The organism is Undibacterium sp. 5I2, from assembly GCF_035019605.1.
Lineage (GTDB): Bacteria > Pseudomonadota > Gammaproteobacteria > Burkholderiales > Burkholderiaceae_D > Undibacterium.
On sequence record NZ_JASJVS010000006.1, the window covers coordinates 87,410 to 109,151 of the forward strand.

Sequence of the window (21,742 nt, forward strand, 5' to 3'; positions counted from 1 at the left end):
TCGATGTCATATTCATATTACATTGCTTATTTGAGATGCTTTTGCTTACATAATGCTATGCAAACAGAAAATTAATCGAACGCTCGTACTATTAGCCAGAGCGCAGTAAATGTCAAACCCGATTCGTAGAGGAGAGTATCTATTTGTTTTATCAGAGGGGTAGCGCAGCAAGGCTTGCGCGCCGCCGTCATTGACGCAACAAGAGCTGGCACAGGCTCAGTAATCATCACGCACTGCCGTCAATGCACGCCGCTCACGTTTGCTTGGTCGCCCGGGCAGCACGGCGGCCGGTTCGCGGGAATACTTGCGTTCCTCGCTGCGTTGCTGGCGTTGCTCCAGGCTGGCGGCAGTTTCTTCATACATGGTTTGCGCCACCACAGCGCTGCCGCGTAACGCCAACAAGCGCAGTACGCGTAATTCGGTACGCTGCTCGCCATGCTCGACCACGAGTACATCGCCGATGTGCAGCTCCTGTGCCGGCTTGACGCGCGCTTGATTGCGTTGCACGCGGCCGAGATCGACGGCGTGGGTGGCCAGACTGCGGGTTTTGAAAAAACGCGCGGCCCACAGCCATTTATCGATGCGCAAGGTGGAATTCGTCATGATGGACCGTTTACATAAATTTTGGTACGTGCATACTATTTTGATGCAATGTAGCGCAGCGCAAGACCAAACGCCAGCCATTTATCGAATCTGTTAAGAGCAAAGCAAATTTTCCCATGTTGCAGCGCGCATAGACAGCCAGCCACAGGCCCGTACAATCGAGTCGATAAACATTTCATGCAATAACGGCAAGGCCCATAAATAACCGGTCTGGGGAAGGCAAAACGGATGAACTCAGTCGATGAGTTGAGCGGTAAAAAGCGTTCGATTTTGATTGCTGCGGAAAAATGCTTTGCCGCGCAAAGCTATGAAGGCGTCTCGATCCGCGATATTGCGCATGAAGCGAATGTGCCGGTAGCACTGGTCGGTTACTACTTTGGCGCAAAAAATCAGTTGTACCACGCCATCTTCGAATACCACAGCGCCTACCTCAATGAGCGCTTACTGGCATTGCGCGCCACCCGTCACGGCCACACTGTCGAACTCGACGCAGTCTTGGCCGCTTTCGTGCGACCACTACTGCAACTGCGCGAACAGACAGAAAGCGCCGATTTCGCCCGTATGGTCATGCGTGGTGTAATCGACCGCCACGAAGCCAGCGAGCGCATCCGCGCCGACTTTTATGCGCCGATGGCCGATGAACTCATCGCCGCACTGCAAGACGCCCTGCCGCTGGCCACCCAGACCAGCCTGTGCCGCAGCTATCAATGGGCGCTTGGTGCCTTGCTACATCATGTGCTGGCGGCCGACCCGGGCGGCGACGAGGCCGCCGACGATGCGGCCTTGCTGCGCTTTCTCAGCCATGGCATCCGTGCCGCGAATGCCATCTAGCAGTCCTAACCATAATTGCCGAACGTCAAAATCCGCATCATGCCGCGATACACCAGATATGCAAAGCCATACCAAGCGCGGCGCTGCCATGGTTGATTGGCGTAATCTGCCAATAACACTTCCACCCCATCGGCCACGCCTTTTTCCAGTTCGCCGGCCAGACGATTGGTAAACGCCAGATCGCGGATGACAAGATTGGCTTCGTGATTCAAAAACAAGCTAAGCCCGTCGACATTGCTCGAACCGACCGTGGACCAATCATCATCGACCACGGCGACCTTGGCATGCAGCTGGGTTTTACGGTATTCGACGATACGTATGCCATTACGCAACAATTTCGGATAATACGAATGGGTAACGGCATCTTGCAGGGCAAACTGGCCTACCCCGATCAACAAGGTAACCGAGACTCCGCGCGCTGCCGCGCTGCTCAGAGCGCGCCGGAATTTACGCCCGGGAGCAAAATACGGCGTCACCAAAATCGCCCGTGTATGCGCTTTGCCGAGCGCATGCAAGTAAGCTTTTTGTATCGTCACGCGGTTACGCAAATTATCGCGCACCACCAGCGCCGCGCTGCTTTGCGCCGCGACCGTGGCATCTTTGCTCAAATCGCGCATGAGCTCAATGCGCGTCAGCCAGCCCAAGCGACCGGTGCGACGCCATTGCGACTCGACTTCAAAATGCACATGCGGCACCAAGGGGCCGACCAGCTTCACGGCAAAATCCCAGCGTGGAAACGGTAACAGTTGCTCGCGCCCGTCGTCGGAAATATGGTCGTCGATAATATTCAGACCGCCGACGAAGGCCAAACCCATATCGACCACACAGATTTTTCTGTGGGTGCGCGCCAGCCCGTGTCCGAACCAAGGATTAAAGCAACGGCAAGCAACCCCGCCGTCGTGCAAGACGCGCGCCAGCCGTTCGGCAGCGACACGACCGCTGCCCAGCCAATCAATCACCACGCGCACCATCACGCCACGCTGTACCGCCGCAATCAAGGCATTGCGTACGCGTGCAGCGGTTTCATCGTGGGCAAAGATATACGTTTCCAGATACACCTGACGATGCGCACCATCAATTGCTGCCAGCAAGGCTGTAAAATATTCACCGCCACAATGCAGCAATTGCACATCATTACCGTCGATGTAATGAAACTTGCTCATCAGCGCACGGTCGACAACAACTCGAGATGGGCGGTAATCGGTACGTGGTCGGACAAACTGTCCCACGGCGCACCTTTGAGCACTTGTGCATCGCGGACTTGAAAACCGCGCAGATACATCCGGTCCAAACACAGCCAAGGCAAACCGGCAGGGAAGGTGCGCGCATGGGGGGCACTGGCAGCGGAAAAAAATTGACTGATACTTTTGCGTGAAAACGGTGCCTGCGCCAGCTTACCACCAACATCGAAGGCTTCCACCACACCGAGCTGTTCATACAAGGCCGCGCTCAGACTCTGGCTCCAATCATTGAAATCACCGGCGATGATCAGCGGTGCATCGGCCGGGGTATCGCGCGCAATAGTGGCGATCAGCGCCTGCACTTGGCGGCGCCGACTGGCGGCAAACAGGCCCAGATGGACGACAAAGCAATGGACCTCGGCGGCACCGGCCTGCACCACCGCATGCAAGATACCACGCTGCTCATAGGCATGATCGGAAACGTCATGATTGACTTGTGAAGCAATAGGAAAACGACTGAGCAGCGCATTACCATGGTGGCCATGCTCATAAATGGCATTCATTCCATAGGCAAAATGGTGCGAATCGCCAGCCAGATACTCATGCTGCCCCGCTTGCGGCCACAAGGCATGACGCCGCGCATGGTGATCATGCTGGCCTTGCACTTCCTGTAAGAACACCAAATCGGCATCGAGCGCCATCACCGCCTCTTTGATATTGTGAATTCGCGTCTGTCGCCCGAATGCGCTGACGCCCTTATGAATATTATAGGTCGCGATTCGCAGTTGCATGCCGTCCTTGTCAAATTATCTTGTGCTCGTTTCGCTGTGGCAATTGTAAAATCGCTTCTGCATTCGATGCCGAAAAACACTTATCGGCCGCCTCTTTCCAACTCAGCCACTGATATTGCAAATGCTCGCGTGGGGCCAGTTGCACCGCAACTTGGGTCGGAACGCATAAGCCGAACACATGCTCGGTATTATGCGTGATCCCGCTGGCATAACGATGCCGCCAACGCGGATAGATCTCGTAGACATGAGAAAGCTGCCAATCGTTCAATTGGAATTGATCTGCATCAATACCCGTCTCTTCGCCAACTTCGCGTACCGCGGTCAGACGCAATGCTTCGTCTTCCATATCTTTGGAACCGGTGACCGATTGCCAGAAACCGGGATGATCTGCGCGTTCGAGCAGTAATACATCGTATTGTGGGGTATAAATGACAACGAGAACCGATTCGGGAATTTTGTGTTGCGGCATAGTTAACATGAGTGAATAAATGGCAAAACCCTATTCTAGTCTCTTTCTGGAAAGCACTGGTTCAGGCAAAAAAAAAGCCGGTACGCGCCGCAAGGGGCGCACACCGGCAGGCTCGACGGACGGGAAAATTATTTTTCGAAATAAGTTCCGACGCACAACATGGTGTCACCGGCACCGCGCTCACAGTAAGACTTTTTCAATTCATACGTCTGGGTGGCTGGATTATTGAATTTGTAGGGTCCGTACCACCCCTTGCCTGAGGCTTTGACCAAATCAATCATGCCCTTGACGAAGGCATTGCCATCGACATCTTTAATAGAAAGCAAATTCTTGCCGACCATTTTAGGGTTTGCCCCTTGCGCAATGCACTCGCCATTGAAATCATAAGCGAAGACATACAGATCTTTGTGTTTAAAGGCCCCATCAGGATGCTCAGTAAACGCCTTATAAGCCTTTTCTGGCCCAACTGACTTCACCAAGGCGACCGCCTTCTTCACCATCTCCTGTACTTCGGCTTCGCTGCCATGGTCGGCGGCTGACACAGCCGAACTGGCCAGGCACGCGATGGCGGCCAGCAGTGTAATGCGTGAGAACGATGTCATGTTACTTCCTTGCTGTAGGGTAAATACAAAAAAACCATGCTTGCTAATTGCTTATAGCATGCCCAGCAAACCAACAAGACCAAGGACACAAGAGTTGACATTGCTGCTTCGCAATGTATCAGTGCGCTATTTTTTTGCGTTTTGTTTCATGCTCAAAGCGCTTGATGCCTTATCGTCACACTTAAGGAAGGGCAGATTTGGTAAAGAACGCGCGACCATGGCAATTGCCCTATGCAATATTGGAAAAAGCTTGTTGAAGCTTTACTTCGTTGAACTTAGTCAAAAAAAAAGCGCCGCCAGGCGTCGCTTTTTTAGATCGAGCAAGCAAACTCAGCCTTTAATGACCGGCTCCGCAGCGCGCAAACGAATATGCAGTTCGCGCAATTGTTTTTCATCCACAGCCGATGGCGCTTGCGTGAGCAAGCACTGCGCGCGCTGGGTTTTCGGGAAAGCGATCACGTCGCGGATCGATTCGGCACCGGTCATCATGGTAACGATACGATCGAGACCGAAGGCCAGACCACCGTGCGGTGGCGCGCCGTATTGCAAGGCGTCAAGCAGGAAGCCGAATTTCAATTGCGCTTCGTCATCACTGATATTAAGCGCGCGGAACACTTTGCTCTGCACGTCGGCACGATGGATACGCACCGAACCGCCGCCGAGTTCCCAACCGTTCAAGACCATGTCGTAAGCCTTGGCGATGCACTTGCCCGGATCGGTTTCCATCAAATCTTCATGGCCATCTTTCGGTGCCGTGAACGGATGATGCGTGGCCGACCAGCGGTTATTGGCTTCGTCATGTTCAAACATCGGGAAGTCGACTACCCACAGCGGACGCCAAGCATCTTCGAACAAGCCATTGGCCTTGCCGAACACGCTGTGACCGATTTTGACGCGCAAGGCACCGATGGCATCGTTAACCACTTTGGCTTTGTCGGCACCGAAGAAAATCAGATCGCCATCTTGGGCACCGGTTTTTTCCAGTATCGCGGTCAAAGCAGCATCGTGCAAGTTTTTGACGATAGGTGATTGCAAGCCATCGCGCCCCAAGGCTTTTTCATTGACCTTGATGTAAGCCAGACCGCGCGCGCCGTAGATGGCAACGAATTGGGTGTAAGCGTCGATTTCGGAACGCGGCATGTTGGCACCACCCGGTACGCGCAAACCGACCACGCGGCCGTTGGGCAAGTTAGCGGCAGCAGAAAAGACTTTGAAGTCGACATCTTGCATCACTTCGGTCAATTCGGTGAATTGCAACTTGACGCGCATGTCCGGCTTGTCGGAACCATACAGGCCCATCGCTTCGGCGAATTCCATCACTGGAAATGGATCAGGCAAGTCGATGTCGAGGGTGTTTTTGAACACCAGGCGTATCATGCCTTCAAACATATCGCGAATTTCTTGTTCAGACATGAACGAAGTTTCGCAATCAATCTGGGTAAATTCAGGTTGACGATCGGCGCGCAAATCTTCATCGCGGAAGCATTTGGTGATTTGGTAATAGCGGTCGAAGTTGGCCACCATCAGCAATTGTTTAAACAATTGCGGCGACTGTGGCAGAGCAAAAAATTCACCGGCATTCACGCGTGACGGTACCAGATAATCGCGCGCACCTTCTGGGGTCGATTTGGTCAACATCGGTGTTTCGATATCGATGAAGCCATTGGCGTCGAGGAATTTGCGAACTTCCATGGCGACCTTGTAACGCAGGCGCAGGTTGTTTTGCATTTGCGGACGGCGCAGATCGAGCACGCGGTGCGTTAAGCGAGTGGTTTCCGACAAATTGTCGTCGTCGAGCTGGAACGGCGGCGTCACGGAAGGATTGAGGATTTCCACATTGTGCGCCAGCACTTCGATCTTGCCTGATTTCAGGTTGGCATTGGTAGTGCCATCCGGACGTGCGCGCACGATGCCGGTAATGCGCAGACAGAATTCATTGCGTACCGATTCCGCAGCGGCAAACACGTCGGCACGGTCGGGGTCGCAGACCACTTGTACCAAACCTTCGCGATCGCGCAGATCGATGAAGATCACGCCGCCGTGATCGCGGCGACGATGCACCCAGCCGCACAGGCTGACGGTTTGGCCGAGTAAGTCCTCAGTAGTGAGGCCGCAGTAATGGGTACGCATGGACATATTCTTACCTGTATTGAAAATTAATAATGTTTTTTTGGGGATGCCGGTGTGCTGCACCGGCACACACTTATTTGCTTGGTGGTGCAAGATCGGGCGCCACCACACCCATGGACACGATGTATTTCAGGGCGGCATCAACACTCATGTCGAGTTCGATAGCCTCGGCTTTCGGCAACATCAGGAAAAAACCTGAGGTTGGGTTAGGCGTGGTTGGAACATACACGCTGACATAGTCGCCCTGCAAATAATTGGCCACATCGCCACCCGGCACGCCGGTCAAGAAGGCGATAGTCCAGCAACCGGCACGCGGGTATTCGATCAAGACCGCTTTACGAAACGCGTTGCCAGACGAAGAAAACAAGGTGTCCGAGACTTGCTTGACGCTGGAATAAATTGAATTGACGATGGGTATGCGATTGAGCAAGGCTTCCCAGCCTTTGACCACATAATTACCGATGAAGTTCTGCGCCAACAAGCCGGTAACGAAAATGATCAGTAAGGTCAGGATAGAGCCGATGCCGAGCACTTGGAAGCCAACCAGTTTCTCAGGGCGCCATTCTGGTGGCAGCAGCAACAAGGATTGGTCCATCGTGCTGATGATGGCATGCAGTACCCACAGCGTGATAGCCAAGGGAACAAGAATCAGCAAGCCGGTGATGAAGTATTTACGCATAGGTTCAATGGATGGATCAGAAAAAGCGCGCCGGGCTCAGCTCGGCTCGCTGCTCTTGGTAACAGCCGGCGTGGCGACAGCCGCGGCGGGCGCAGCAGCGGCATCGCCGGCAGTTGCCGGTGCGGAGGTAGCGCCAGCACCGCCGGTGCCACCGCGAAAATCGGTGACATACCAGCCCGAACCTTTGAGCTGGAAGCCGGCGGCAGTAACTTGTTTCTGAAATGTGGCTTTGCCACAAGTTGGACATTCAGTGAGTGGGTCGTCAGATATTTTTTGCAATACATCTTTGGCAAAACCACACTCGGTGCAACGATAAGCGTAAATCGGCATACTCTCGCCTTAAAAAATCGGATGAAAACCCTTGATTATAAAGGTTTTTGGGCAGAATTTGCGCATCGCATCATGCGGGCCGATTGCAACTGCTCAGATCAGCGCCGCTTTGCGCGAAAATTGTGGCAATAAAGAACCCACCAGCATACCGGCCATGCTCATGACTACACCGACTAACTGCGGTGGCCAAAAGCCTTCGGGATAGAGCATCTCCAGCGCCACCCAAGAAACGAGACCACAGACGATGGAAGCCAAGCCGCCTTGCGCGGTTGCCGGCTTCCAGTACAGACCGAAGGCCAGCGGCACGAAAGCAGCCACTAAAGTGACCTTATAAGCATTTTCTACCATTTTATAGATGCTCGACTCGGTATGCATAGCAAAGATGGTCACGATCACCGTAAAAAGCAATACCACGATGCGCATCATGCGCAAAAATTGGCGGTCGCTTTGCTCGGGGAAGAACGGTTTGAGGATGTTTTCGGTGAAGGTGACGGATGGTGCCAACAATGTTGCGCTTGCACAACTTTTAATCGCTGACAGCAAGGCCCCGAAGAACATCACCTGTGCCAGCATTGGTACTTTGTTCATGATTAAGGTAGGCAAAATCAGTTGGCTGTCTTTGTCGATCAGGCGATTGACCATCTCAGGGTCGATCAAGGTGGCCGAGTAGGCGAGAAACATGGGAATAAAGGCGAAGCAGAAATACAAGACACCGCCCAAGATCGAGGCATGGCCGGCGATGGTTTCGTTTTTCGATGAGGCAACACGCTGGAATACGTCTTGCTGCGGAATTGAACCGAGCATCATGGTAATCCAGGCGGCAAAAAACCACAGCATGTCACGCGCATTCGGGGCTGGCCAGAATTCAAATTTACCGGCATTGGCGGCATGCGCAATCACCGTACCGGCACCGCCGACCATCCCGGACACTTCCCAACCTATGTAAATCATACCCACGACAATGATGATCATTTGCAAAAAATCAGTGATCGCCACCGACCACATGCCGCCCTTCAAGGTGTAAATGAGCACACTGGCCGCGCCGATCACCATGCCGACGTTCATTTCTATATAACCATCCGACACCACGTTAAAGACCAAGCCCAGCGCCTTGATCTGTGCCGCAACCCAACCCAAATACGAAACGACGATGCACAGGGTGACCAATACTTCCACCGAGCGGCCGAATTTATTGCGGTAGTAATCGCCTATCGTCAACAGATTCATGCGGTATAGCGGCTTGGCAAAAAACAAACCGACCAACACCAGACACAGGGACGAGCCGAAGGGGTCAGCCACCACGCCGCGCAAACCTTCCTTCAGAAAGGTCGAGGAAATACCGAGCACGGCTTCGGAACCAAACCAAGTGGCAAACACCGTCGCGGTAACAACATACATCGGCAAGGAGCGGCCGGCCACGGCGTAATCTTTGCTATTCTTCACGAAACGAGCGGCATACAGACCTATGCCTACCGAAATGACCCAATACAGAATGACGAAGCCAATGAGAGTATTCATGGAAATGATTAGCAATGGTGTCAATAAAAAACCCGCATCAAAACTGCTGCGGGCATGCCAAACGCAAGGCTGGTGGGTCGGGAACGGTGCGACAAGCGCCGCCTTGATGACCAAGCACCCTGCAATAATTGCAGGAGTTTGAAGGAGAAATCGAGCTGTTGCAAGAAAATTTAAGGGCAATTCGCGCGCCAGTCGCGTGCCGACGACAAGCTGTTAATCTGTTAATCAGGCACCATGGACATAGTTTTCACACATCCGTAACAGCGGTGAAAATACCGTCGCGTCCGGCCGCTTCAGCAGTATTTCAATGACTTGTGCAATCTGCATGCGGCTTGGAATCAATTCCATGACGCTGTTGCACATCCAGCCGGTCAGCATGGGGGCTAATTGTTCAAATTTTAAGGTAGCAACTTCTTTACGCGTAGGTACATAGCTGTACCACATTTGCTTTTGTCGTTTGGCAGCTTGTTGCGCAGTTTTTTTTGCGGCTAACAAATGCGTTTGTGCAAAACCAAATCGGTCTTGATCGAATGACTTCATGAAACTCCCATCCTCCAATGAAAAAATAGGATGCGCGGCGTGCAATCTCTGCATGCGACACTATTTCATTTTAGCCTTGAAGTAGAGATTTTTGTTAAATACTGTTACTTTGATACAAAATATTACAGTTTGATGACATGCCCTCAGGAATATAAATCGATATGCACGCCGACCGTCAAGTTAGCCGCCAGCGGCGGCTTGACGGCGGCAGCGGTTTGCGTGTTGGCCACGACATGAGCCGGATTGACTGACTGCGCTGCACTGCTTGCCGCGCTCTCAAGACTGCGCTTGACAGCGGCAATCTTGGCGGAAATTTCAGCAATCTGTGCCTTACCCTCGGTAGTACTGGCCGAATCGCAATTGACACAATCGGACAGTTGATGTTGATATTGAGACAACTGTGCGCGTAAACTGGCCCCGCCGCCCGCTGCGGCAGTCGCACTCTTACTGGTATCAGCGGCGGCACTGGCCGAGGTATTGGTGATCGCATCGACCATGATTTTCTCCGGAAAAATGAGGCAGCGCATACCGCTGTCAGTCTTGGTCGTGATGGTCGGCGAAAGCTTACACTTATCAACAACGCACTTGTGCGTTATATTCAGCGAGCTTTTTGAGGAAGGCGCGGATTTCAGCTGCGCAGCCTTCGCTCTCCGTTTGACTCCAAGGATACTCTGTGCGCTTCATTCATACCTCTGACTGGCATATCGGTCAAACCCTGCATCAATTCGAACGTGCCGCCGAACACCAGGCGTTTCTGGACTGGCTGGTGCTAACGCTGGTGCGCGAGCGCGTCGACGCCTTACTGATCGCCGGTGATATTTTTGATACCGCCAACCCTTCAGCTTCGGCGCAAAAGCAATTTTATCGTTTCTTACAGCAAGCCAAGGCGGCCCTGCCGCAGCTCGATATCGTCATCATCGCCGGCAATCACGACTCGCCGGGGCGACTGGAAGCGCCGCTGCCCCTGCTCGAAGGCATGCAGATCCATGTGATCGGTGCAGTGCCGCGCGATGCCGCTGGCGCAATCGAGCTCGCACGCTTGGTCGTGCCACTGCATGAGGCAGATGGCAGTATTGCTGCCTGGTGCATTGCCATGCCGTTTCTGCGTCCCGGCGATGTACCGCGTCTGCCCGCGCCAACAGCTGAGGCTGAGGCGCAGGCTGCCGCAGCGCCTGACCCTTACTTGGCCGGCATCGCCTTGCTTTACCAACAGGCAACGGCCCATGCGCGCGGCCTGCGCAGCGCTGCGCAGCCTTTGATCGCGATGGGTCACTGCCACATGGTGGGCGGGGAAATTTCTGCTGAATCGGAACGCAGTATTGTCATCGGCGGCAGCGAGGCCTTATCGGCAGCCTTGTTCGACAGCGATATCGCCTATGCCGCGCTCGGCCACCTGCATCTGTCGCAACAAGTCGCGCGGCAAGCGCATCTGCGCTATTGCGGCAGTCCGCTACCCTTATCATTTGCCGAAATCGATTATCCACACCAAGTACTACGGGTCGATTTGGCCAGTGACGGCACGAGCGTGGTGACGCCCTTGCCGGTGCCGCGCGCGGTCGCCTTGTTGCGCGTACCGCGGCAACCGGCCCCGCTGGCACAGGTATTGGTGGCCTTGACCGCGCTCGATGTGCCGTCAGACATAGCGCTCGAATTACAGCCGTATTTAGAAGTGCGGGTCAAGTTGACAGCACCGGAACCGGGCTTACGCAGTGCGATAGAAACTGCACTCGAAGGCAAAGCAGTGCGGCTGGCCAAAATCGATATCAGCTTTGTACAACAACAGGCTGACGGCGCGCCAGCGGTGCTGCTGGAAGATCTGGCGCAATTGCAACCTGAACATATTTTTGAACGTTTGTATCAGCAACACTATGCAGCGGAAACGCCAGCAGCATTGCACGCAGCGTTTGCCGAATTATTGCTCACCACCGAACGGAGCACGCTATGAAAATTCTGGCACTACGCGGAAAAAATCTGGCCTCGCTGGCCGGTGAGTTTGCCGTCGATTTCGAGCAAGAGCCCTTGCGTTCGGCCGGATTGTTCGCCATCAGCGGCCCTACCGGTGCCGGCAAGAGCACCCTGCTCGATGCCTTGTGCATGGCCTTGTATGAAAATACCCCACGGCTGTTCAAAGCGGGCAATAGCAAGCTACCCGATGGCAAAGAATTAGTCACCCAGCAAGATACCGGTAACCTGTTACGGCGCGGCTGTGGTGATGGCTATGCCGAGGTCGATTTCGTTGGTAACGACAGCCTGCATTACCGTGCCCGTTGGAGTGTGCGTCGCTCACGCAACAAGGCCAGCGGCAGTCTGCAACCGACGACCATGCAATTGCATCAGTTACCGCAGATGCAAGCCATAGGTGGCACCAAGACCGAAATCAAGGCAGCCATAGAGAAACGCATCGGCCTCAGTTTCACCCAGTTCACACGCGCCGTATTACTGGCGCAAAATGAATTTTCCAGTTTTTTGAAAGCTGACGAGGATGAGCGTGGCTTGCTGCTGGAAACCTTAACCGGTACCGCCCTCTATGCCAGCTTGTCAATCAATGCCTTTGCCCGTGCCAAAGAAGAGCGCGCGGCACTGGAACGTTTCCATACTCGTCTGGCCGATAATGCCCCCTTGCCGCCGACCGAGCGCGCCAGCATCGACGCGGCGCGCGAAACGGCACAACAAGAATTGCAGCAGCTCGATTTACAGAGGCAAAGCTTGCTGTCACAACAAAGCTGGCATCATGATGGTGTGCGCTTGGCCAGCCACGAGCATAGTGCCGCTCTGACTTTGCAGCAGTGCGAGCAAGCATGTAGCGATGCAGCACCACGACAGCAGCAACTCGACGCCATTGATGCGGTGGAAAGTGCCCGCCCGGTGTTGACAGAGTGCGAACGCTTGCGACAAGAATTGCTGCGCGACCAGCAAACAATCAGCCTTGGCCACGCTCTCTTATTGCAAGCAGAAGCAGAGGAAGCGGTGCACACCAGGGCAAGCGATGCGTCACAGCAAGCGCTACAAGCGGCAGAACAACAACAGCATGCCGCCGCCGGTGCACTTGATGAAGCCAAAGCATTGGATGCCCGCATTGCCACTTTGCTACCGGTCCATGCAACGCTTGAGCAAGCAGAAGCCATATCGACCGAGGCACACAAAAAAGTACGCCAAGACTTACAAGGCCACGAACAGGAATCAGCCTTACTCGCCAAGCGTTTGCTCGCCGTCAGCGCGTGGCGCGAACAGCATGCCAACCTGGCGATTCTGGCCCGCCAATGGCCGGTTGCCGACAGCGAGCTCAAGCAAGCTGCCAGCCTTTCTCGTGAATTACAACAACAGCTTGCCAGCCTCAGCGGTGCGCGCATACAAGCTGCGGCGCAACACAGTGCCTTACAGCAAACACAACAACAAGTGGCGCTGGCCAGCGCCGCAGTGCGTACCGCCACCGAGCAACGCACGGCGCAGGCCCACGCTTTACAGGCGTATGATTTCGCGGCATTGCAAGCGCAACGCGCCGACGATGAACAACAGCGCGAACAATTGCACAGCGCCATCCAGTTGGTGCAAGGAATCAATCACCTCGGTGTGCAAGTCGGCGCGCTGCAGCGCCGTCTGACTGAGAGTGAGCAAGCGGCGCAAGCGGCCAGCTTGGCTGCGACAACAGCACAAGCACGTCTGCCCGACTTGCAGGCGGCGGTGGAACAAGCCGAACGCGCACTGCGCAGCGCCGAAACGGCAGCAGCGGCTGATGTACGGCAACTGCGTGCCGACTTGTGCGACGATGCCCCCTGCCCGGTCTGCGGCGCAACGGCGCATCCATATCGCGACAGTGCCCCGGCCTTGGATGAATTGCTCCTGCTCTTGCGTGAGCAATTAAAATCATGTCGGCAGCAACAGCAAAGTGCCCATACTGCGCAAGGACAAAATCAAAGCGCGTATCAGCAACAAACTGAATTGGCCAGCAACTTGCGTCAAGAGTTACTCGGTCTACATACGAGCTTGCAAGCACAACAGCAAACTTGGCTCAGGCATCCAGGCTTTTGCAGCCTCGATGCAGCAGCGGCAATTCCAGCCTTGCAGCAACAAAACCAAGCACTCTCTGAAAAGCAGCAAAACCACCGGCAAATCGAAGCCGCCTACCACCAAACTTCGCAAGCGCATTTAGCCGCACAAGGGCAAGAACAACAAGCCTTGCAACAGCAACTCGATGCCGCTGCGGCCCAGCATGCTGCCACCACAGAGTTGCAAAAAACCCAGAGTTTGATCGAACACCTCGAGCAGCAACAGCATGCGCAACACGCGCGCGTGGAATACTTGCTCAGCAATTTGGCAACGCTTTTCGAGCACGAGGGCTTAGGTCCGGACGATGGCGATTGGCGTGCGCTGTGGCAAGCCGAGCCGCAGGCATTTCATGCACGTTGCCTGGAACAGGTTTCCAATTGGCAAAGACAACTGCAATTGGAACAAGAATTGCGAGCACAAATCGACAGCTTGCGCCATGCCTTGGCCCAGCTTGTCGTGCAGCAGGAAAATACTGCCGACGCGGAACAAAGCGCCCGCGCCGCCGTACTAAGCAGCGCGACATCGTTACAAGCCTTACGTGGGCAACGCACGACCTTGTTTGATGGCGTGTCGATAGCGACCGTCAGCGCAGGCTTGCAGCAAGCGGTACAACATGCCGCCGCCGGATTGGCGAGCGCCGTCGCCACTCGCGATACCAGCCGCTTGCAATTGAGCCGTCAGCGCGAAGCACAGGCGCAACAGACGGCTTTATTGCTTGCGCATCAAATGCAAGCCGAGCAGGCAGCGAGCGCGCTCACCGACTGGCTCGCGGCACAGCCAAGCCCAATTGATGAAACACAGTTACGCAACTTACTGAGCCAAGACAAAGCCGAACTGGCGCAACAACGCGCGGCTTTACAAGCGATCAAACAAGCGCGCCTGCAAGCTCATACCATCTGGCAAGAACGTCGCAATCTCTGGCTTACGCAGCAGGCGGCACGCCCCTTGAATGCCGACGGTGGCACGAGTGAAGTGGCCGAAGTGGAAGCCGCGCTGCTTACTTTGGCACAAGAACGTGAGTTGGTTTGGCAGCAGTTGAATCGCCATCAACTGGCGGCGGCACAAGATGATGCGCGACGCTTGCAGGCGGCAGACTTACTCGAAGCCATGCAATTGCAACAGGACCGTTGCCATGTGTGGAATCAGCTCAATGAACTCATCGGTTCCGGCGATGGGAAAAAATTCCGAAATTACGCCCAGCAAATCACGCTCGATATTTTGCTCGCCTATGCAAATTCTCACTTGCAGCAACTGGCACGCCGTTACCGCTTGCAACGCATTGTGCATAGCTTGTCCTTGATGGTGATCGATCAGGATATGGGCGATGAAGTGCGTTCCGTACATTCGCTGTCGGGCGGTGAATCATTTTTAGTTTCGCTGGCACTGGCGCTGGCGCTGGCATCGTTGTCGAGTAATCGTGTCAAAGTCGAGTCGCTGTTCATCGATGAAGGCTTTGGCAGTCTCGATGCCGCTACCTTGCGGGTAGCCATGGATGCGCTCGATAGTTTGCAAGCTTTGGGGCGCAAAGTCGGTGTTATTTCGCACGTGCAAGAAATGACGGAACGGATCAGCACACGCATCAATGTACAGAAAACAGCCGGAGGAAAAAGCAGTGTTGCCGTGATTTAAAAACACCAGCGACAGCGAATGTGACGCGCAGTATACAAACAAACTTTTGCAAAAAATATATCAACAAAATCAGTTGTTTTATTTATACAAACTCTACCCTGAGCCAGATTTTTTTGAGTTAGATCAATCTATAATTATTTCGATGGCAGTGCTGTTTTCAAAATAAAATTGATCAACCATTGAGGTGTGTCTGTGATGAAAGATTGGCTCAGCGATCTGATGGATTTGGTTACAGCACGCACAGGATTGCTGTTTCGCGAACATGATAGCAGCGCCTTGGCGGCGCGCATTGCCCAATTGCGTCCACCCTACTGCAGCGCACAAAATTGGCATAGGCAATTAGCCGAGGCAGCGGTTTCCTCGGCCATCTGGAAGCCCTTGCTCGACCTGCTCACGACCGGGGAATCCTATTTTTTTCGCGACCATAGCCAGATCGCGCTGCTCAAAGAACACTTGTTGCCAGCACTGATAGAACGGCGTCGCTCAGAGCGCCGTTTGCGCATCTGGAGCGCGGCCTGCGCCAGCGGTGAAGAGGCTTACTCGATTGCCATTTTGCTGCAACAATTGTTAGGTTTATTATGTCCGGGACCGGCTTGGGATATTCACATTCTCGCCACCGACATCAATCAAACTTTGTTGGCCAAAGCGCGCAGCGGTATCTATAGTCAATGGTCATTTCGTCGGGTCGATCCTTTACTGCAAGCAAGCTACTTTACCCCGCATCCGGAAGGCTGGGAAATCGCTGCCGACCTGCGCAATATGGTGCAATTTACTTACGGCAATTTGGTCGAAGATCAGTTCCCTGACTCGGCGGTGGATTTGTGTGATTTTGATCTGATCGTCTGCCGCAATGCCTTCATTTATTTTCATCCGGAAACGGTAGGGAAAGTCGCACAAAAACTGGCCGGCTGTTTATCTGAGCACGGTTACCTGATGACCGGCCATACCGAACTCGGATTCCTCAATCAAGCCGGTTTGCGCAGTGAATGGCTCAATGATTTGATCGTGTATCGGCGCGAGCCAGCAACAACGGCCATGCAAACGATACAAGCGCAAAATCCGCTGCCCTTACCCAAGCCTATCCCCAAGCCGACGCAGATGGCACGCATCGCCCACCACGCTGCCTTAGCACCGCCGCAAGCTGCTAGTAAAACCAGTAACAGCACGGCGCTAACGGCCTTATTGGCGCAAGCAAAACACGCAGCCAATCTGGGCTTGTATCGTCAAGCCAGCAGTTTTTGCGAAACCGCAATTACCCTCGATGCTGCAGCAGCAGCGCCGTATTTCGTTCTCGCACAGATCGCCGTCATTGAGGGCCGGCGCGAAGATAGTAAAAAATTTCTGGATAAAAGCCTCTACCTCGATCCGCATTTCTTGGCAGCACATATCGAGCTATTTCATCTACATCGCCAAGAGGGTAACCATGCTGCGGCAGAGAAACTGTTGCAATTGATCGGACAATTTCTGCGGGTCTTGCCCGACGATGCCATCGTGCCATTTTACGAAGAGTTGAAAGTAGCGGATCTATTGCATACCCTGAACAAATTCAACGGCGACATGACGCGAGGCAAATAATGCATGCATCCGGCAATCTTTATTTTCTCTTCAGTTTGCGCCAGCAATTGTACGCAATCGAAGCGCTGCGCGTGTCCATGACATTCAGCTTACCAGCCATGGAAAGCTTGCTCAATGCCCCCCCTTACGTTGCCGGCGTGATCAATCTGCGCGGCACGATTCTTCCGCTGTTCGATCTGCAATTATTACTCGGTGGCCATGCCCAGGCGCGCAGTCTCAATGATGCCGTGGTGGTACTGGAACATGCCAGCGGTAGCATCGGCATCATCGTCAATGAAGTCTCCGATGTGATCCTCATCGATAGTGCCGATATCGATGAGCCGCCGCAATGGGAAGCCGCGCGTCAGTCTCACCCTGGTTTGGTCGCTGGCATGGCGCGTGTGGGTCTGCGCATCATCAGCCTGCTCGATGCGGATTTATTACTGCAATTACGCGCTGGAGCAACTGCATGGATGCCCACTCACGATACGCCCATCACACAGGCCGAGATCAGCCCCGCTGCGACGGATTTCGACGCCGTCGGCTTACGCTTGCTACAACAACGGGCGGCAGAACTGATTGCTGGCGAGAACACGGATTCGAGCCTGCCGCGACGCCAGTTCGCCGCCGTGTTTCTCGGTCGCGAATATTTCGGACTCGAGATTGCTTACATCACCGAATTTACCCGAAGTAAAAATTTGGTACCGCTGCCGAATTGCCCGCCGCATGTGCTGGGCAATATGAATTTACGCGGCAATATTCTGACGGTGATTGATATCCGCAGCAGCCTGTGCATGCCGACCGCACAGTTTGAACGCAATGCCAAAATCGTCGTCTGCGTGGTCGATGCGATCACCGTCGGCATCGCGGTCGATGAGGTGGACGATATCGTTGCGATCAATAACGAGGACGTCGTCGATGCACCGGCTTCGGCGCATCCGGAAGCACTCGCTTATTTCATCGGCACGATCGAGTATCGCAACAAGGCTATGAGCCTGCTCAACTTGCCGGCTTTATTGAGTAGTAACACGCTGGTGGTCGATCAGACCTGAAGGCGGACGGTTTTCAGTATTGCTGCACCTCTCTGGGAGTCTGTGATGAATTTTAATACCATGAAAATGTCGACCCGCATCACCTTGGGTTTTGCGATCATGTTGTTGATGACTGCCGCCATCGGTGCCGTCAGTTTGATCAGTCTCAATGATCTCAAGGGCAGCTTGGTCAACATCAGTGAAGATCAAGTACCGCGTATCGTCTTTGCCGCAGAATTGGAAACGAGTGTCTTGCAAAGCGCGCGTCATACGCGCAATATGCTCATCCTCAGCGACAGCGATGCCATCAACGAAGAGTTGAAATCGCTCGACACGCAGATACAACGACGCAGCGAAATGCTCAAAAGTTTAGACGTGGAATTGGAAGCAAACAGCCCCGACCGCGTCTTATTCAAGAGCATCGTCGATGCCAGTAATGCCTATCTGGAACCGGAAGCGACATATGCAAAGCAGATACGTGCCAAAGATTTTGTCAAAGCAAAAAAAACCTTGCTCGATGACACGCGGCCACGGCAATTGGTTTACATCAAGAGCATAGAAAAGTTTTTTCAATTCGAAAAAGAAGCGATCTCGCAAGCCGTCAAAGCCTCGGTCGACACCCATACCGCGGTACATCACTTGATCATCATCGTCAGCGTCAGCGCCGCCCTTATCGGTTTGCTCACCGCCTTCGTCTTGATACGCAGCGTGGCGCGCAGCATGGGCATCGGGATTGCGGCGGCAGCCACGAGTTCCTCACAGATTGCTGCCACCATCATCGAGCATGAGCGTACTGCCAGCCAACAAGCGGCGATGACGAATGAAATCACCACCACACTTGAGCAACTGGCGGTCTCGTCGCGCCAATCGACCGAGCAATCGGGCAGCGCCGCCGAAATGGCAAAAAATGCCAGCACCATGACCAAGGATGGCAATGATGCGGTACGTCAAGTAGTGGAAGCGATGAATGGCCTCAAACTTAAAGTCAGCGCCATCGCCGAACAAATTTTATCGCTGTCGGAACAGACCGGACAAATCGGCAGCATCACCGAATTGCTCAAGGATTTATCGAATCAGATCAATATGTTAGCGCTCAATGCTGCCGTCGAAGCGGCGCGTGCCGGCGAACACGGCAAAGGCTTTTCCGTCGTCGCCACCGAAGTGCGCAAGCTCTCGGTGGAGAGTAAAAAATCGGCCGAGCAAGCCAAGGCCATCGTCGCCGGCATACAAAAAGCCTCGGACACCACCATCATGCGCACTGAGGAAGGCTCGCGCAATATTGAAGCGGTGATGAGCATCGTCATGCAAGTCAATGACTTGTTCGAATCGATTTCCAACATCAGCAACCTGGTATTCCAAAGCTCACAGCAAAGTGCGCTCAATGCCCGCCAACAAACAGTGGCGATTGCCGAAGTAGTCAGCGCCGCCAATACCATGAACGCCGGGGCGCGCGAAACTGCACTGGGTTTGAGTCAGACCAAGATGGCGATCGAGAATTTGGAAGCTACCAATCAACAATTGAAAAAAATTATTTGACTGCGCATAGCAAAGCGTAGCGATGGGAGTAGTCATGATAGCTGATGGCGAGATGCGCGATCTGTTTCGCATCGAGAGCGGGGAACATTTACAGGCGATCGAAAGCGGTTTGCTGCGCATGGAAAAAAATCCTGCCGATAGTGCACTGCTGGAAGAATTGTTTCGGGAAGCGCATAGCCTCAAAGGAGCGGCACGCATGCTTGACCTGCTCGACATCGAGCGGATTTTCCATCGCTTCGAAGATATTCTCGGCCATGCGCGCAGCGGTACGCAAGACTTGAGCAGCATGCTGATCGACCGTATGTATCAGTCGCTCGAGGCGATACGGCGCTTGGTCGATGAGGCCGTCGGCGGCGTCGCGGCCGAAGTCGATGTCAACGCGATTGTCGAGTCGCTCAAGCCGCTTGCCAGCAGCGCGACTGCGGCCAGCGCGCCCGGCAGCACGCCCTCACACAGCACGGTCACCCAGGCCGAGGCCAGCGTCGAAGTGGCACCGACCCAGATCGATGAGTTGTTCAACGTCAGCAGCGCCATCCTCAATGAAAAGGCCAGCGCCGGGCAGTTCGTGATCGAGACTATCCGCGTAGAAACCCGCAAACTCGATACCTTGATGACGCATGCCGGCGAACTGACGGTAGCTAAAGTGCGCATCGCACAACGCCATCGCGAACTCGAAGAATTGCAAACCCTATGGGAACAGCTGGGCTTGCAAATGCGCAGAATGGCCTTCGATAATCCAGCCTTGGCGCTGTTATCGATGCAATTTACCGCATCAGTCGAGCATCTCGTCAATGCCGCGGCGGAAGACAGTACGCGCCTTAACTTCGTCGCCGGCGAGCTAGAAGATGGCATTCGGGCAGCGCGCTTGCTGCCCTTGTCGACGATATTTTCGCTGTTTCAAACCATGCTCAGGAAGCTGGCACGGGAATGCAAAAAGGAAGTCACCCTCAGCATCGAGGGGGGGGAAATCGCGGCGGACAAGCGCATCCTCGAAGAGATCAAAGACCCGCTCATGCATATTCTGAGAAACGCGGTCGATCATGGCATCGAATCGCCCGAGCAGCGCAGTGCTGCTGGCAAACCGCCGTGCGGGCGAATACAGTTACGGGCGCAACAATTGTCATCCACCATACGCATCGATATCGAAGACGATGGCGGCGGTCTTGATCTGGCAGCGATTCGTCGTTCAGCCTTGAAAAAAAATCTGATGCCGGCGTCGGAAATCGCCGCCCTCGCGGATGAGCAAGTGATGAATTTAATTTTCATGCCGGGTTTTTCTACCAGTAATTTTATTTCTGATGTATCCGGCCGCGGCGTCGGCATGGATGTGGTGCGCGCCAACGTCGTGCGCCTCAAAGGCACGGTGACGGTGGCCTCGGTGCCTGGCGTATCGTGTCGCATCAGCATAGACTTGCCCTTGACGCTGGCCACTTCGCGCGTGCTGATCATCGTCGATCAAGCGGTCAAGTATGCGATTCCGGTCGAGTATGTCGAAAAATCCTGTCATATCGGACCCGAGCAATTGTTTACCATCGATGGACAACAAGTGCTGATGTTTGATGACGTCGCCATCGCCGCGGCACGTTTGAAAAATTTACTGCAATTTCATCGCGCCGATTTCCTGCCGCCAGCCGCCAACCAGCCGGCGCGCTTGGCGGATGCCCATGCACCCTGCATTATTTTGCAGGTCGATGGCGAGCGCATCGGCCTGATCGTCGACGAATTATTGGATGAACAGGAAATTGTCCTGAAATCGCAAAGCATGTTACTGCGAAAAATTAATGATTTATCCGGCGTCACCATACTCGGCAGCGGTGAGGTGTGCATGGTCTTGCATCCGCCTGATTTTCTGGCGCAATTACAGCAATTCTCTTCGCAAGACAGTAATGCCGCTGTCGCTGCACCGTCCCTGATCTTACTGGCCGAAGATAGCCTCAGTACGCGCGCACAACTCAAGCGCATACTCGAAGCCGGTGGCTATCAGGTGGTGCTGGCGATCGATGGACTTGACGCTTACGGTAAGCTGGAAAATCAAGCCTTCCGAGCGGTGGTCAGCGATATCAATATGCCCAATATGGATGGACTGATGTTGACGCAAAAAATTCGTGCCGACAAACGCTTTGCCGAGTTGCCTGTCATTTTAGTCACCATGCAAGCCAGCGCAGCCGATCAAAAGCGCGGCATGGATGCCGGTGCCAATGCCTATATTTCCAAGGCGACGTTTGAACAAAGTCTGCTGCTCGATACCTTACACCGACTGATTTGAGATAA

Annotated in this window: 19 protein-coding genes; 8 read left to right on the forward strand and 11 right to left on the reverse strand. The window is 54.1% G+C overall.

Going from position 1 to position 21,742, the window contains the following annotated elements:
- Positions 1-216: 216 nt before the first annotated feature.
- On the reverse strand, positions 217-603 hold the full coding sequence (locus QN359_RS04105; protein WP_322249711.1) for an RNA-binding S4 domain-containing protein: 387 nt from the start codon (positions 601-603) through the stop codon (positions 217-219).
- Between the two features lie 228 nt (positions 604-831).
- Between QN359_RS04105 and QN359_RS04110 the strand changes: the two genes are divergently transcribed.
- Positions 832-1,434, forward strand: coding sequence for a TetR/AcrR family transcriptional regulator (locus QN359_RS04110; protein ID WP_322249712.1), 603 nt, complete (start codon positions 832-834; stop codon positions 1,432-1,434).
- Positions 1,435-1,439: 5 nt separating this feature from the next.
- Here QN359_RS04110 and QN359_RS04115 read toward each other — a convergent pair whose 3' ends face one another.
- The 8 genes from QN359_RS04115 to QN359_RS04150 all read right to left on the reverse strand — a co-directional run bounded on the left by QN359_RS04115 (position 1,440) and on the right by QN359_RS04150 (position 9,134).
- Complete coding sequence (locus tag QN359_RS04115) at positions 1,440-2,597, reverse strand: phospholipase D-like domain-containing protein (RefSeq protein ID WP_322249713.1); 1,158 nt, start codon at positions 2,595-2,597, stop codon at positions 1,440-1,442.
- Positions 2,597-3,406: an endonuclease/exonuclease/phosphatase family protein gene (locus tag QN359_RS04120; protein WP_322249714.1), complete on the reverse strand. Its 810-nt coding sequence runs from the start codon at positions 3,404-3,406 to the stop codon at positions 2,597-2,599. The genes QN359_RS04115 and QN359_RS04120 overlap by 1 nt, the downstream gene beginning before the upstream one ends.
- A gap of 10 nt (positions 3,407-3,416) precedes the next feature.
- Entirely contained in the window at positions 3,417-3,875 is a 459-nt protein-coding gene (gene nudB, locus QN359_RS04125) for a dihydroneopterin triphosphate diphosphatase (RefSeq protein WP_322249715.1), read from the reverse strand.
- Between the two features lie 128 nt (positions 3,876-4,003).
- A complete protein-coding gene (locus QN359_RS04130) occupies positions 4,004-4,477 on the reverse strand; it encodes a cache domain-containing protein (protein WP_322249716.1) in 474 nt (157 codons plus the stop codon).
- 330 nt (positions 4,478-4,807) lie between these two features.
- Entirely contained in the window at positions 4,808-6,613 is a 1,806-nt protein-coding gene (gene aspS, locus QN359_RS04135; RefSeq protein ID WP_322249717.1) for an aspartate--tRNA ligase, read from the reverse strand.
- A gap of 67 nt (positions 6,614-6,680) precedes the next feature.
- Positions 6,681-7,286: a DUF502 domain-containing protein gene (locus QN359_RS04140; RefSeq protein ID WP_322249718.1), complete on the reverse strand. Its 606-nt coding sequence runs from the start codon at positions 7,284-7,286 to the stop codon at positions 6,681-6,683.
- Positions 7,287-7,322: 36 nt separating this feature from the next.
- Positions 7,323-7,616: an FmdB family zinc ribbon protein gene (locus QN359_RS04145; protein ID WP_322249719.1), complete on the reverse strand. Its 294-nt coding sequence runs from the start codon at positions 7,614-7,616 to the stop codon at positions 7,323-7,325.
- A gap of 93 nt (positions 7,617-7,709) precedes the next feature.
- The gene (locus QN359_RS04150; protein ID WP_322249720.1) at positions 7,710-9,134 is read right to left on the reverse strand and encodes a sodium:solute symporter family protein; all 1,425 of its coding nucleotides are present in this window, start codon (positions 9,132-9,134) and stop codon (positions 7,710-7,712) included.
- On the opposite strand from QN359_RS04150, the gene QN359_RS04155 reads away from it, so the two are divergent.
- On the forward strand, positions 9,133-9,276 hold the full coding sequence (locus tag QN359_RS04155) for a hypothetical protein (RefSeq protein WP_322249721.1): 144 nt from the start codon (positions 9,133-9,135) through the stop codon (positions 9,274-9,276). The genes QN359_RS04150 and QN359_RS04155 overlap by 2 nt on opposite strands.
- 83 nt (positions 9,277-9,359) lie before the next feature.
- Here the strand turns inward: QN359_RS04155 and QN359_RS04160 are convergent, their stop codons facing one another.
- Both QN359_RS04160 and QN359_RS04165 read right to left on the reverse strand, forming a co-directional pair.
- Positions 9,360-9,674 (reverse strand): hypothetical protein, encoded by a 315-nt coding sequence (locus QN359_RS04160; protein WP_322249722.1) that lies wholly within the window; start codon positions 9,672-9,674, stop codon positions 9,360-9,362.
- 143 nt (positions 9,675-9,817) lie between these two features.
- Positions 9,818-10,171: a FlxA-like family protein gene (locus tag QN359_RS04165; RefSeq protein ID WP_322249723.1), complete on the reverse strand. Its 354-nt coding sequence runs from the start codon at positions 10,169-10,171 to the stop codon at positions 9,818-9,820.
- Positions 10,172-10,347: 176 nt separating this feature from the next.
- Here QN359_RS04165 and QN359_RS04170 point away from each other — a divergent pair, with 176 nt between their 5' ends.
- The 6 genes from QN359_RS04170 (at position 10,348) to QN359_RS04195 (ending at position 21,737) form a co-directional block, all read left to right on the forward strand.
- Entirely contained in the window at positions 10,348-11,619 is a 1,272-nt protein-coding gene (locus QN359_RS04170; RefSeq protein WP_322249724.1) for an exonuclease SbcCD subunit D, read from the forward strand.
- On the forward strand, positions 11,616-15,350 hold the full coding sequence (locus tag QN359_RS04175) for an AAA family ATPase (protein ID WP_322249725.1): 3,735 nt from the start codon (positions 11,616-11,618) through the stop codon (positions 15,348-15,350). Before QN359_RS04170 ends, QN359_RS04175 begins: the two co-directional genes overlap by 4 nt.
- Positions 15,351-15,545: 195 nt before the next feature.
- Positions 15,546-16,925, forward strand: a complete 1,380-nt coding sequence (locus QN359_RS04180; protein WP_322249726.1) for a CheR family methyltransferase — start codon at positions 15,546-15,548, stop codon at positions 16,923-16,925.
- Complete coding sequence (locus QN359_RS04185; RefSeq protein ID WP_322249727.1) at positions 16,925-17,956, forward strand: chemotaxis protein CheW; 1,032 nt, start codon at positions 16,925-16,927, stop codon at positions 17,954-17,956. The genes QN359_RS04180 and QN359_RS04185 overlap by 1 nt, the downstream gene beginning before the upstream one ends.
- 45 nt (positions 17,957-18,001) lie before the next feature.
- On the forward strand, positions 18,002-19,471 hold the full coding sequence (locus tag QN359_RS04190; RefSeq protein WP_322249728.1) for a methyl-accepting chemotaxis protein: 1,470 nt from the start codon (positions 18,002-18,004) through the stop codon (positions 19,469-19,471).
- A 34-nt stretch (positions 19,472-19,505) separates the two neighbouring features.
- Positions 19,506-21,737 carry a hybrid sensor histidine kinase/response regulator gene (locus QN359_RS04195; RefSeq protein WP_322249729.1) on the forward strand — a complete coding sequence of 744 codons (2,232 nt, stop codon included), beginning with the start codon at positions 19,506-19,508 and terminating at the stop codon, positions 21,735-21,737.
- Positions 21,738-21,742: the final 5 nt, after the last annotated feature.